We start from the raw sequence: 12,120 nt of genomic DNA, 5'->3' as shown, positions 1-12,120 counted from the left end.
TTTCACCGGTCATGGATCCGTTGGGTGAAAAAGAGATACGTGCCTCCTTCGTCAACTGTTCGAAGGGGGAGGCGAGCCGCATCAATCTGCCGGTGGGGCTTTCCGGAATGCCGTGGGGGGACCTGGATTTTCTCGGGTGGCGGGATCCCGGGGCGCCGGACCGGAGTTATCTGGTGGCGCCTCGGGAGGGCGGCGTCGTCGGGGTGACGTTGCGGGTGCCGCAAGGAGTGCGGCGGAGTTTCACCAAGACGACCGTATGTTCGTTGTGCGTCACCGGTCATCCCGGGTCCGGGGTGAGTCTGCTCGCCGCGCGGAAGGCCGGGCCGCTGGGGCGGCAGGGGAATACCGTCGGGGCTTATGTCTGCACGGACCTGGCGTGTTCGCTGTACGTCCGTGGAAAGAAGAAGTCCCAGCTGGCCGGGCGGCATGAGGAGACATTGCCGACGGCGGACCGTATTGCTCGGCTGGTGATGAACCTCGATGCGTTTGTGGAGAAGGTTTTCGAGGGGGAGTAGGGGAGAACGGTCGGGTCCCGTGGGGTGATCAAGGGGTCTGGAAGGTGACTTCGGGGCTGCCGGGGTCCGGGCCGTCCAGCAGGGGCTGGGGGATGCCGCGGAGGTGCTGGTCGAAGAAGGCGCTCACGTAGGTGCGGGTGAGGTCGCTGCCGCGCAGGCCGGGGACCGCTCCCGTGGGAGTGGGGAGGCCTGTCTGCTGGGCGAGAGCCGGGAGGTCGGTGAAGGTGAGGTGGGTGGCGCCGGTGACGGTCAGCCAGCGCTTCCAGCCGTTGAGGCGGGTCCAGGTCGTGTCCCAGGTCTCGTCCGTCCCGGGGTGGCCCGTCGCCTGATTGCCGAACAGCAGGAAGGGACGCCCGTTCAGGCCCTGCCTCGGGACAGGGGCTGCCACGGTGCCGTCCAGGTCCGCGCCGGCGCGTATCCGGGTGTCGGTCGCCATGGCTGCGGCGGTGGCGGCGCCTCCGATGGAGTGGCCTGCCATGCCGACGCGCTTCGCGTCGATGAGGCCGCTGCGCTTCCACATCGGGTGGTGGTTGCCGGGCAGGATGTGGTCGAGGAGGAAGCTGATGTCCTTGGCGCGGTTGCGGGCGACGGTGGTCATGAAGGAGGCCGCCGCGTCCGGGGACGGCATGGCGTCCAGCTTCTCGCAGGCGGTGCAGGGCAGGGTGCGTCCGCCGGGGAATGCCGTGTCGCCTTCGTGGGCGTGGTCGACGAGGGCCACGACGTTGCCGCGGCTGGTCAGTTCCTCGGCGAGCACGCTGAGGGTGGCGCGGTTCAGGCCGAAACCGGGGGAGAGTACGACCAGAGGGTGCCTGCCGGCCGCCGGGCGAGCATGGGTGTGGGCGTGCGTGCGGGTGCCGCTGAGTATCTCGGGCGGGAACTGGTCGGCCTCCGGCGGAAGCTGGCCGGTCTGCCGTTGGCGTTCCAAGAACGTCGTGGCCTCCGCCTTGGTCATGTACGGGGCCGGGCGGCCGGTGCCGGTGCGGGCCGGGTAGTACAGCGACACCATCAGCTCGCGCCCGTGGGCGGACGGCTCCCAGGGGTCCTTGCGGCCGCGGTCCACGAGGTGGAGGCTGTCCCGCCCGATCGCGTACGGGCCGGTGGGGCGAGGGAGGGACAGGTGAAGGCCCGGGGTGTCCTGACCTGTGGCGGGCCCGGGCGACGCGGTGTTCGCGGCGGACAGCGTGGTCGCGAGGGAGGCAGGGCCCGTCGCCGAGGCGATGCCCGCAGAGACGAGCGGCAACGGCAGGGTCAGGGCGAGCAGCGCGGTCACGGCACCGCGTCGTATGCGGATCATGGTCACACCGTACGGGTGGCGGGGAGAGCGGGTACGGGGCAGGGCAGGCCGGTGACGTGGGTCAGTCGCGTTCGGCCGGCGGGTGCTTCGCGTCCTTGCGGGGGGCGGGACGGGAGGCGGCGCCCGCTGCTGCCGGGAGGACGAATTCGCCGAGGACGTCCGTGACTTCGCGTACCAGTGGCCGCAGTACCCGGAAGCGGGACGCGGCGACCGCGCGGGCGACCAGGGGAGAGGTGCGTTCGACCAGGCGGCGGCTGCGCTCGCAGTTCTCCGAGCGGTCGTGCACCCAGTACAGGACCAGGCCCATCTGCTGGAGCCACAGCAACCGGGGCAGCGCCGCCGCCAGTTCCGGGTCGGCTTTGGTGTCCGCGCCTGCCAGTACCTGCCGCTGGAGCGCGATGGCGGCCTCGCGCGGGCCTTCGGAGGCGTCCGAGAAGGGGCTGAGCGGACTGTTCGGGTCGGCGGCGTTCTTGAAGAACTGGGCGGCGAAGCGGTGGTACGGCGCGGCGATGTCGAGCCAGGTGAGCAGTACGCCGCGCAGTCGCCCCGCGAGATTCCGTTCGGTGGCCAGGACGTCGGCGACAGCGGCCGCGTGCTCGGTGGCGATGCGGTCGTAGAAGCCCTGGATCAGGTGCTCCTTGGAGGCGAAGTAGTAGTACGCGTTGCCGACCGAGACGCCGGCCTCCTGGGCGATGGCCCGCATGGTGGTCTTGTCGTAGCCGCGCTCCTGGAAGAGGCGCAGGGCGGTTTCGAGGATGAGGGTGCGGGTGCGGGAACCGTGGGCGGTCCGTTCGCGGGCGGTGGGTTCGGCAGGGCGGGCGGAGTCCGCGCCCTTGGCCGGGCCGCCGTCGTCGTCCGTCACGTTCCGCGCCCTGTTCGCAGCCGTATCCCCGTCTGTGCCCCTGCCCGTACCGGTACCCGTATCCGCCCTGGTCGCTTCATCCACGGCATCGACCTTAATGCGCCCTCGGCCCGGCCCCGGATTCCGCCCCTTTCCCGGGCCGTCTGCCCCCGCCCCCTGGCCGTCCCGCCCCCTGGCCGGCCGCCGGCCGCCGCTACAGCCCCCGCTCGCTCAGGAACTTCGTGATCATTCCCTCCCACTCGTCCGGCCGCTCCACCATCGGTACGTGCCCGGTGGCGATCTCCGCGTACTCGGCGCCGGGTATGTGCTCGGCCAGGTAGCGCGAGTGGGAGGGGTGGATCAGCTGGTCCAGCGTGGTGGCGATGACCAGGGTGGGGACGGTGATGCCGGCCAGGTCGCCGGTGGTGTCCACCTCCTTGACCAGTGCGGCCTGCTCGGCCGAACCGGCGGGCGGGCCGGCCGGGTCGGCGTCGAGGACGGCGGCCAGCTCGGCGGGCGACAAGGTGTTCAGGGCTTCGGGGGAGAGGCCGCTGAGCGCGCGGGCCTGTGCGAATCCCGCGTAGTCGCCGTGGTCCAGCAGGCGCAGCCACAGGTCGAGCCAGATGTTCTCCCGGTGGTCGGGCTTGGCCAGTCCGGCGGTCAGTACGAGGCCGCGTACGCGTTCCGGGTGGCGGGCGGCGGCCCGTACGGACACCGCCGTACCGAGGGAGAAGCCGATCAGAGTGAACGTTTCGACACCCGCCGCGACGGCCTCGGCCACGACGGCGTCGGCGAGGGCGTCGAGTTCCAGGGGGCCGTCGGCGCGCGGGGTGCTGCCGGAGCCGGGGTAGTCGGGGGCGACGACGGTGTGGCCGGTGGCGGCCAGGGCGGGGACGAGTGCGCCGTAGTTGCCGGCGATGTCGCCGGTGGCGCCGTGCGCGAGCAGAATGCCGTGGGCGGCGGGGACGGTGCCCTCGTCGGCGGGGGTGACGGTGGTGGACAGGGCGGGGAGGCGCGACGCGGTGGCCGCGGGAATCTTCGTCATGTGCGTCAGGTTGACCCATGACACCGGTGTGAAGGTCAAGTCGCCGGTTCGGAAGATCACGGTGCTGGTTCGGAAGGTCACGGTGCTGGCTCGGAAGATCCCGGTGCTTCGGAAGATCACGGTGCCGGTTCGGAAGGTCACGGCGCTGGTTCGCGGGTCCGGTCGCCGGTTCGGAAGATCACGTCGCCGGTCCGCGGTCCGGTCGCTCAGGGGAGGCAAGTTGATGGCACGGTCGGGGGAGTGCGCGATCCGCGTGGCGGGGAGCGGTCTGCGGATCGGTGAGCTGGCCGAGCGCACGGGAGTCAGCGCCCGCTCGCTGCGCTATTACGAGCAACAGGGCCTGCTGCGCGCGGACCGGGACGCCAACGGCTACCGCCGCTACGGTCCCGACGCGCCGGAGACCGTCGGACGGATCCGCGAGCTGCTCGACACCGGCCTGGGTACGGACGTCATACGGGAGCTGCTGCCGTGCGCCCAGGGCGGTCCCGGGCTGGTCTTCTGCGACCACTCCTGCGGGGTGGTGGAGCGGCAGATGGCGCGGCTGGATGCGGAGATCGCCGAACTGGCCCGCAAGCGGGAGGCGTTGGCGACGTACGCGCATGTGATGCGTCAACGCCGGGACCAGGACCGGGCGTTGGCGTCCATGGCGCTGCGTTCGGCTTGACGTCGCGGCGTCGGGCCCGTAGTGAGCCCTAGCAGGCCGCCTCCGGGGCATGTCAGGTGTACCGCTGTGACCTGCGCAGATGTGTTCTCATTCATTTTTCATTGAACAAATTCAGGGGCAACGGCGTGTACGGGTTGCGGAATGCGGCCCACGGGTCGGATCCTCGGGTGCACCGCTGTTCGGGGGAACAGTGGTGTGCTCACGCATCGGGGGATCGTTGTGTTACGTGTCCACTTCACGACGCAGGATCTGCACCGGACGCGGATCGCCGAGGGGGCCGACCCCCTGTGGGAGACCGTCCTGAGCCTGCACCGCCTGCGCGAGTGCCGTACCGAGCCGGCCCTGGCCGCCTGGCGGCAGCACGCCGCGCGGCACGGCCCCGGACCGCTGCGGCTGCTGCTGCCGCTGGTCCCGCCGCGCGGCTACTTTCCCGACTTCCTCACCCCGGCGGCCGGTGCGGCCGGGGTGGAGCCGGGTCTGGAGGCCGTCATGACGACGCCCCGGCGCCGGCTGCGCCGCGAGATCGGGCTGCTGGCGGGGCAGACGTACCGGCCGGGGCACGGCCAGCACGCCGCCCCGCCGTCCTGGATGCGTTCCCTGTCCGACGGTGAACCGGCCGCGCTGCGCACCCTCGCCCGCAGTCTGCGTACGTACCACCACACCGCCCTCGGCCCGGGCTGGCCGCTGATCGGGCAGCGCGTCGAGGCCGACCGTACGCTGCGGCTGCACGCGCTCCGCCAGGACGGCGCCGAGGCGATGCTGCGGACGTTCGGACCGGAGATGCGCTGGCGGCGGCCGGTCCTGGAGGTCACCTATCCGCGCGACGGAGACCTGCGCCTGGAGGGGCGGGGCCTGCTGCTCGTACCGTCGTACTTCTGCACCCGTCCGGTGACCTTCGTCGACACCGAGCTGCCGCCGGTCCTGGTCTACCCCGCCGCGCCCCCGGTACGGGCGGCGGAGTCCGGGCGCAGTGCGCAGGCCGGGGCCGGACATGCCGAAGGGCTCCGCCTCCGTACGTACGGGAGCGGAGCCCTTCGCGGCTTCCAGACCCGGTTCGGGTCGCTGACCGGAACCAGGTTCTAGGACGGGCGCCGCAGATGAACCAGCGGCGCCCTGGGGATCAGAAGCGACGCGTGATCAGCGCGCGCTTGACCTCCTGGATCGCCTTGGTGACCTCGATACCGCGCGGGCAGGCGTCCGTGCAGTTGAAGGTCGTACGGCAGCGCCAGACGCCGTCCTTGTCGTTGAGGATTTCGAGCCGCTGCTCGCCGCCCTCGTCACGGCTGTCGAAGATGAAGCGGTGCGCGTTGACGATCGCCGCCGGGCCGAAGTACTGGCCGTCGTTCCAGAACACCGGGCACGAGGACGTGCACGCGGCGCACAGGATGCACTTGGTGGTGTCGTCGAAGCGCTCGCGGTCCTCGGCGGTCTGCAAGCGCTCACGCGTCGGCTGGTTGCCGGTGGTGATCAGGAACGGCATCACGTCCCGGTACGCCTGGAAGAACGGCTCCATGTCCACCACGAGGTCCTTGAGGACCGTCAGGCCCTTGATGGCCTCGACCGTGATGGGCTTCTCCGGGTTGATGTCCTTGAGCAGCGTCTTGCACGCCAGGCGGTTCTTGCCGTTGATCCGCATGGCGTCCGAGCCGCAGATGCCGTGCGCGCAGGAACGGCGGAAGGTCAGCGTGCCGTCCTGCTCCCACTTGACCTTGTGGAGGGCGTCCAGGACGCGCTCCTTCGGGTCCATCTCCAGCTGGAAGTCCTGCCAGCTCGCGTCCTCGGAGACCTCCGGGTTGAACCGGCGGACCCTCAGGGTGATCGTGATGCTGTGCGAGGCGCCGTCCTCGGCCGCGTCCAGGGCCTTGGAGTGCTTTTCGAGGGTGGAGGTGCTCATCAGTACTTACGCTCCATCGGCTGGTAGCGGGTCTGGACGACCGGCTTGTAGTCGAGGCGGATCGACTCGGAGCCGTCTGCCGCCACCTCGCGGTACGCCATGGTGTGCCGCATGAAGTTGACGTCGTCGCGGTTGGGGTAGTCCTCGCGGTAGTGACCGCCGCGGGACTCCTTGCGGGCCAGTGCCGACACGGCCATCACCTCGGCCAGGTCGAGCAGGTTGCCCAGCTCGACGGCCTCCAGCAGGTCGGTGTTGAACCGCTTGCCCTTGTCCTGGATGGACACGTTCAGGTAGCGCTCGCGCAGCTCGCCGATCTTCTCGACCGCGGTCTTGATCGTCTGCTCGGTGCGGAACACCATCACGTTGGCGTCCATGGTCTCCTGGAGCTCCTTGCGGATCTCGGTGACCCGCTCGTTGCCCGAGGCGGAGCGCAGCCGCTCGACCTGCTCCTGGACCAGCTTCGCCGGGTCCTCCGGCAGCTCGACGAAGTCCGCGCCGGCCGCGTACTCCGCCGCCGCGATGCCCGCCCGGCGGCCGAAGACGTTGATGTCCAGCAGCGAGTTGGTGCCCAGGCGGTTGGCGCCGTGCACGGACACGCAGGCGACCTCGCCGGCGGCGTACAGGCCCGGCACGACGGTGGTGTTGTCGGCCAGCACCTCGCCCTCGACGTTGGTCGGGATGCCGCCCATGGCGTAGTGCGCGGTCGGCTGGATCGGGATCGGGTCCGTGTAGGGCTCGATACCGAGGTACGTACGCGCGAACTCGGTGATGTCGGGCAGCTTGGCGTCCAGCTGCTCCGGCGGCAGGTGGGTGAGGTCCAGGTAGACGTGGTCGCCCTCGGGACCGCAGCCGCGGCCCTCGCGGATCTCCGTGTAGATGGAGCGCGAGACGACGTCACGCGAGGCGAGGTCCTTCATCACCGGCGCGTACTTCTCCATGAAGCGCTCGCCGTCCTTGTTGCGGAGGATGCCGCCCTCACCGCGGGCGCCCTCCGTCAGCAGGATGCCCATCCGCCAGATGCCGGTCGGGTGGAACTGGAAGAACTCCATGTCCTCCAGCGGCAGCCCGCGCCGGTACGCGGCGGCCTGGCCGTCACCGGTCAGGGTGTGCGCGTTGGAGGTCACCTTGAAGAACTTGCCGGTGCCGCCGGACGCGAAGATCACGGCCTTCGCCTGGAAGACGTGGATCTCGCCGGTGGCCAGCTCGTAGGCGACGACACCGGCCGACTTCTTCACGCCGTCGACGTCCTGGAGCAGCAGGTCCAGGACGTAGAACTCGTTGAAGAACTCGACGCCCTCCTTGACGCAGTTCTGGTACAGCGTCTGGAGGATCATGTGGCCGGTGCGGTCCGAGGCGTAGCAGGACCGGCGGACCGGGGCCTCACCGTGGTTACGGGAGTGACCGCCGAAGCGGCGCTGGTCGATGGTGCCGTCCGGGGTGCGGTTGAACGGCAGGCCCATCCGCTCCAGGTCCAGGACCGAGTCGATGGCCTCCTTCGCCAGGATCTCGGCGGCGTCCTGGTCGACCAGGTAGTCGCCGCCCTTGATCGTGTCGAAGGTGTGCCACTCCCAGTTGTCCTCCTCGACGTTGGCCAGGGCGGCGGCCATGCCGCCCTGCGCCGCGCCGGTGTGGGACCGGGTGGGGTAGAGCTTCGTCAGCACCGCGGTGCGGCTGCGCTTGGTCGACTCGATGGCCGCGCGCATGCCCGCGCCACCGGCGCCGACGATCACCGTGTCGTACTTGTGGATCTTCATGAGTCGGTTACCTCAGCCCCGGGGCCTAGCGGATGTTCGGGTCGAAGGTGAAGATCACCAGCGTGCCCAGAAGGACGGTGAACACCGTGGCGGTGTACAGGAGCATCTTCAGCCAGAAGCGGGTGTTGTCCCGCTGCGCGTAGTCGTTGATGACCGTGCGCAGGCCGTTGGCGCCGTGCAGCATCGCCAGCCACAGCATCACCAGGTCCCAGACCTGCCAGAACGGCGAGGCCCAGCGGCCGGCCACGAAGGCGAAGCCGATCTTGGAGACGCCGCCGTCCAGCACCAGCTGGAGCAGCAGGTGGCCGAGGACCAGGACGACCAGCACGATGCCGGACAGGCGCATGAAGAGCCAGCCGTACATCTCGAAGTTCGTACGGGTCGACTTGGGCGTCTTCTTCGTACGCTTGCGGGGCGGCTCGATCACGGGAGCCGGGTTGTCCACGTCGTACAGGGAGACGGAGTCGTTCACAGCGGGACCTGCGGGGGATTGTGTTTCAGCAGACATCGCGCGTCATCAGCTCCCGAACAGCGTGCGCAGCGTGTGCTGCAGCACGGGATAGAAAGCGCCGGCCATCAGGACGGCCCACACGGCGACAACGGTCCACAGCAGCTGCTTCTGGTACTTCGGTCCCTTGGACCAGAAGTCCACGGCGATCACACGGAGGCCGTTGAGCGCGTGGAAGAGGATGGCGGCGACGAGGCCGTACTCCATCACGTTGACGAGTGGCGTCTTGTACGTGGCAACGACGTCGTCATAGGCCTCGGGAGAGACGCGGACGAGTGCGGTGTCGAGGACGTGCACGAACAGGAAGAAGAAAATGAGGACGCCGGTGACTCGATGAGCCACCCAGGACCACATGCCTTCCCGGCCGCGGTACAGCGTTCCAGCCGGCACGGAAAAACCCTCCGGGAGCGGGGATCGGGGCCTGCCGGCTTCTCTGTCGGTCTGGCCCGGCCGGGTACGGTCCACCGGCCCCGGCCATCGTAGCGACGGACTGTCGGTTCCTCCCGCCGGGGTCCTCAGGTGTGATCAAACAGGCACGTACGGGCTATCCGCCGAGGGCGGTCCGGCCCTGTACGCCGGGCGGGGGAACGGGGTAATGGCGGGCCGGACGGGTGGTCGGTCGGTCGGATGGTCGGTCGGATGGTCGGATGGTCGGGCGGACGGTCGGACAGGCGGACGGGCGGACGGGCGGTCGAACGGACCGGGCCGCTCAGGCCGAGGAGGCCGCGAACCGGGTGAGCCGCCCGCGGGCGATCCGGCGCAGCTCCTCCGCGGCGACGGCGCGCTCCTCCTCGGGCTCGTTGCCGAGCCGGTCGTGGATGGCGGTGAGCACCACGTTGAGCAGTTCGGTGTCGCGGAAGCCGTCCAGGCAGATGACGAAGACGTGCCGGAACTGGCGCTCGTACTCGGCGTGCGCGGCGCGCAGCGCGGTGTGCGCGGCGAGCGTGCCCGGACCGCGCGCGCCGACGAGCGGCTGTGGCGAGACGGTCTCCCCGGCCAGCGCCTCGTCCAGGTCGCCGGCGGTCAGGTCGTAACTCGCCTCGTCGGCGGCGGCCAGCAGCGCCTCCAGATCGGGGTACGGGCGGTGCGCGGCCAGGCGGCGGGCCCAGCGGCGGCTGCCGCAGCAGGGCAGCAGGTGCGCCTCGGCGGTGTCCGGCGGGGCGCCGTTCAGCCGGTCCAGGCCGGGTGTACCGGCCGGTGCGGCGCCGTCGGGAGGCGGTGGCGGCAGCGGCGGGAGCTTCTGGGAGGGTGTGGCGGGCCGGGGAGTGCGCAGCGGTGTCGGCGGGGCGGCCGGGATATCGCTGGGCTGCATGGGCTCCTCGGGGCGGAGAGCGCCGGATCGGGGCGGAGAGCGCCGGATCAGGGCGGGAACGTCGGGTCGGGCGGCCGGAGCGGGTGCGGCCGCGGCGGATGCGCGGGGGCCGTGGGGCTCCGGGAGGGGTGAGCAGGTTGGGACGCCACCGTAACGACGTCTGTCGGTCGCTGTCCGACGGATGCACGAATTTCACCCGTATGAGAGAGCTTTCGCGCGCGTAGTAGACACAAACGTCTGTCACCTGGCAATACCTTCGCCCCGGAAAGGGAGGTTTTGCGTATATGAGGACCGGAAAACTGGCCGCGAGCATCACCGCAGGAGTCACGGCCGCCCTCACGGCGCTGTCCGTCGCGGGCTGCTCGAACAGCGGCGACACCCCGCCCAAGGGGGACGGTGGCAGCGCCTCCGCCGCGCCCACCCCCACCTGGGAACCCGTGCGGGGCCCGCTCCGCACCGTGCCCGCCGTACAGAAGTTCGGCGCGGCCGACGGGCGTGGCTGGCGGCCCACCGAAAAGGCCCGCGTGGTCGTGCCCGCGGGCGAGAAGAGCCCGGTCGCCGACGAAGCCCGGCGGTTCGCCCAGGAACTGGGCGGCCTGCGGACAGTCTGGGGCAAACAGCCCGTACAGCCCGGAGACGTCGAGCTGCGGCTGTCCGGCGGCAAGGACGCCGCCCGGCGTGAGGACAACGCCCCCGTGTACGACACCGCCGAGGAGGCGTACACCCTCGAAGCGCGCGACACCCGCCTGACCCTCACCGCCCCCACCGACGCCGGGATCTTCAACGCCACCCGCACCGTCCTGCAGTCCGTACGGGCCTCCGGCGGCGTCCCGGAAGGCACCGTCGAGGACCGGCCCGACCGGGCCCAGCGCGGCTTCATGCTGGACATCGCGCGCAAGCACTTCGACGTGAAGTGGATCGAGGACCGCATCCGCGACCTGGCCGGTCTCAAGCTCAACCAGCTCCAGCTGCACTTCTCCGACGACCAGGCGTTCCGCATCGAGAGCGAGCGGCACCCCGAGATCGTGTCCGAGGACCACCTCACCAAGGACCAGGTGCGCCACCTCGTCGACCTCGCCCGCGGCCTGCACGTCACCGTCATCCCGGAGATCGACTCGCCTGGCCACCTCGGCGCCGTCCTGCGCGCCCACCCGGACCTCCAGCTGCGCTCCGCCGACGGCCGGACCGAGCGTGGCGCGATGGACATCTCGCAGCCCGGGGCCGCCGAGATCGTGGACGACCTGCTGCGCGAGTACGCCCCGCTCTTCCCCGGCAAGCACTGGCACCTGGGCGGTGACGAGTACCGCGCGCTGGCCGACCGGTCCCCGGCCGAGAACTACCCGCAGCTGGCCCGCGCCGCCCGCGACAAGTACGGGGACAACGCCACGATCGAGGACCTGGCCACCGGCTGGCTCAACGACCGCGACAAGACCGTGCGCGCCGCCGGGGCCAGACAGGTCGAGGCCTGGAACGACGGCTACTTCCGCGACACGGACGTCGCCCCGGACGCCGGCCGCACCGTCGCCTACTGGACGGGCAAGGAGATCGGCGCCCGCGAACCGGACGAGTACCTGCGCGAGAACCGCAAGGTCGTCAACCTCAACGACGAGTACCTGTACTACGTGCTCGGCGAACCCAACAACATGCCGTACCCGACCGGCGAACGCATCTACACCCAGTGGACCCCCGGAGTACTGCGCGGCACCAAGGCCGTACCGCAGTCCCTGTCCGGTCCCGACCGGGTGCTCGGCGCGCGCCTGGCGGTCTGGTGCGACCTGGCGGACCAACAGACGCAGCAGCAGGTGGCGGACGGAATCCGGATGCCGCTGCGCGCGCTGGCGCAGAAGGTCTGGGACCGCCGCGATCCGGCTCTTTCCTGGGCGGAATTCAAGAAGCTGGCCGATCAGGTCTGAGGGGCCGGGGCCGGACGTGGGGGGGGTGGGAAGGAGAGAAAGGGAAGAACGGGAAGAACGGGGAGAAAGGGGATGGCTGGGGTCGTCCCCCGTCCGGTCGAGGCCGGCCCGCGCTGCGTCTCGGTGCTGACCTGGCCATGGCTCCTCAACTGTGCGGCGAAGTCGTCGGCGCCGAGTCGTGCGGGGTACGAGGCGACGCGGCGCGCGCCGCCGGGCAAGGTCGGGCTGGCGCTCGGACGCGCTGACGCAGAAGGTCTGGGACCGCCGCGATCCGGCCCTTTCCTGGGCGGACTTCGGAAAACTGACCAACCAGGGCTGAGCGGCCAGGGCCGGACGCGGCGAGAGGGGGACGACCGGGGCCACCACCCCCCACAGGAGAG

The 12,120-nt window shown here is 70.6% G+C and carries 12 protein-coding genes; 4 read left to right on the top strand and 8 right to left on the bottom strand.

Annotated features, from left to right (window positions below; all coding sequences use genetic code 11):
• Positions 1-11 precede the first annotated feature (11 nt).
• Positions 12-515 (top strand): FBP domain-containing protein, encoded by a 504-nt coding sequence (locus JXZ78_RS18925; RefSeq protein WP_030024120.1) that lies wholly within the window; start codon positions 12-14, stop codon positions 513-515.
• A gap of 28 nt (positions 516-543) precedes the next feature.
• Here JXZ78_RS18925 and JXZ78_RS18920 read toward each other — a convergent pair whose 3' ends face one another.
• The 3 genes from JXZ78_RS18920 to JXZ78_RS18910 form a co-directional block, all read right to left on the bottom strand.
• The gene (locus JXZ78_RS18920) at positions 544-1,809 is read right to left on the bottom strand and encodes an alpha/beta hydrolase family protein (RefSeq protein ID WP_030024121.1); all 1,266 of its coding nucleotides are present in this window, start codon (positions 1,807-1,809) and stop codon (positions 544-546) included.
• Positions 1,810-1,870: 61 nt separating this feature from the next.
• Positions 1,871-2,671 (bottom strand): TetR/AcrR family transcriptional regulator, encoded by an 801-nt coding sequence (locus JXZ78_RS18915; protein WP_033039740.1) that lies wholly within the window; start codon positions 2,669-2,671, stop codon positions 1,871-1,873.
• 193 nt (positions 2,672-2,864) lie between these two features.
• Positions 2,865-3,695 (bottom strand): alpha/beta fold hydrolase, encoded by an 831-nt coding sequence (locus JXZ78_RS18910; protein WP_030024124.1) that lies wholly within the window; start codon positions 3,693-3,695, stop codon positions 2,865-2,867.
• 223 nt (positions 3,696-3,918) lie between these two features.
• Between JXZ78_RS18910 and JXZ78_RS18905 the strand changes: the two genes are divergently transcribed.
• Positions 3,919-4,359, top strand: coding sequence for a MerR family transcriptional regulator (locus JXZ78_RS18905; protein WP_050502962.1), 441 nt, complete (start codon positions 3,919-3,921; stop codon positions 4,357-4,359).
• Between the two features lie 219 nt (positions 4,360-4,578).
• Complete coding sequence (locus tag JXZ78_RS18900; protein WP_033039743.1) at positions 4,579-5,442, top strand: hypothetical protein; 864 nt, start codon at positions 4,579-4,581, stop codon at positions 5,440-5,442.
• 37 nt (positions 5,443-5,479) lie between these two features.
• Here the strand turns inward: JXZ78_RS18900 and JXZ78_RS18895 are convergent, their stop codons facing one another.
• The 5 genes from JXZ78_RS18895 to JXZ78_RS18875 form a co-directional block, all read right to left on the bottom strand.
• Entirely contained in the window at positions 5,480-6,253 is a 774-nt protein-coding gene (locus tag JXZ78_RS18895) for a succinate dehydrogenase iron-sulfur subunit (protein ID WP_030024128.1), read from the bottom strand.
• Positions 6,253-8,007, bottom strand: a complete 1,755-nt coding sequence (gene sdhA / locus JXZ78_RS18890) for a succinate dehydrogenase flavoprotein subunit (RefSeq protein ID WP_030024129.1) — start codon at positions 8,005-8,007, stop codon at positions 6,253-6,255. The genes JXZ78_RS18895 and sdhA overlap by 1 nt, the downstream gene beginning before the upstream one ends.
• 25 nt (positions 8,008-8,032) lie before the next feature.
• Positions 8,033-8,515, bottom strand: coding sequence for a succinate dehydrogenase hydrophobic membrane anchor subunit (locus JXZ78_RS18885; RefSeq protein ID WP_030024131.1), 483 nt, complete (start codon positions 8,513-8,515; stop codon positions 8,033-8,035).
• Positions 8,516-8,524: 9 nt separating this feature from the next.
• The gene (sdhC, locus tag JXZ78_RS18880) at positions 8,525-8,905 is read right to left on the bottom strand and encodes a succinate dehydrogenase, cytochrome b556 subunit (RefSeq protein ID WP_030024133.1); all 381 of its coding nucleotides are present in this window, start codon (positions 8,903-8,905) and stop codon (positions 8,525-8,527) included.
• A 319-nt stretch (positions 8,906-9,224) separates the two neighbouring features.
• The gene (locus tag JXZ78_RS18875; RefSeq protein ID WP_238783215.1) at positions 9,225-9,827 is read right to left on the bottom strand and encodes a 2-oxo-4-hydroxy-4-carboxy-5-ureidoimidazoline decarboxylase; all 603 of its coding nucleotides are present in this window, start codon (positions 9,825-9,827) and stop codon (positions 9,225-9,227) included.
• A 284-nt stretch (positions 9,828-10,111) separates the two neighbouring features.
• Between JXZ78_RS18875 and JXZ78_RS18870 the strand changes: the two genes are divergently transcribed.
• A complete protein-coding gene (locus JXZ78_RS18870) occupies positions 10,112-11,740 on the top strand; it encodes a beta-N-acetylhexosaminidase (RefSeq protein WP_030024136.1) in 1,629 nt (542 codons plus the stop codon).
• The last annotated feature ends 380 nt before the right edge of the window (positions 11,741-12,120 follow it).

The organism is Streptomyces monomycini (assembly GCF_022271435.1).
Lineage (GTDB): Bacteria > Actinomycetota > Actinomycetes > Streptomycetales > Streptomycetaceae > Streptomyces > Streptomyces monomycini.
Note: the sequence above shows the minus strand (reverse complement) of the source record. Positions and strands in the feature narration are given on the sequence as shown.

Bases quoted from the DNA above. Each gene is read 5' to 3' on its own strand.
- JXZ78_RS18910 (WP_030024124.1), bottom strand. From the start codon at position 3,695: ATGACGAAGATTCCCGCGGCCACCGCGTCGCGCCTCCCCGCCCTGTCC.
- JXZ78_RS18870 (WP_030024136.1), top strand. From the start codon at position 10,112: ATGAGGACCGGAAAACTGGCCGCGAGCATCACCGCAGGAGTCACGGCC.
- sdhA (WP_030024129.1), bottom strand. From the start codon at position 8,007: ATGAAGATCCACAAGTACGACACGGTGATCGTCGGCGCCGGTGGCGCG.
- JXZ78_RS18905 (WP_050502962.1), top strand. From the start codon at position 3,919: ATGGCACGGTCGGGGGAGTGCGCGATCCGCGTGGCGGGGAGCGGTCTG.
- JXZ78_RS18895 (WP_030024128.1), bottom strand. From the start codon at position 6,253: ATGAGCACCTCCACCCTCGAAAAGCACTCCAAGGCCCTGGACGCGGCC.
- JXZ78_RS18885 (WP_030024131.1), bottom strand. From the start codon at position 8,515: ATGTCTGCTGAAACACAATCCCCCGCAGGTCCCGCTGTGAACGACTCC.
- JXZ78_RS18920 (WP_030024121.1), bottom strand. From the start codon at position 1,809: ATGATCCGCATACGACGCGGTGCCGTGACCGCGCTGCTCGCCCTGACC.
- JXZ78_RS18925 (WP_030024120.1), top strand. From the start codon at position 12: ATGGATCCGTTGGGTGAAAAAGAGATACGTGCCTCCTTCGTCAACTGT.
- JXZ78_RS18875 (WP_238783215.1), bottom strand. From the start codon at position 9,827: ATGCAGCCCAGCGATATCCCGGCCGCCCCGCCGACACCGCTGCGCACT.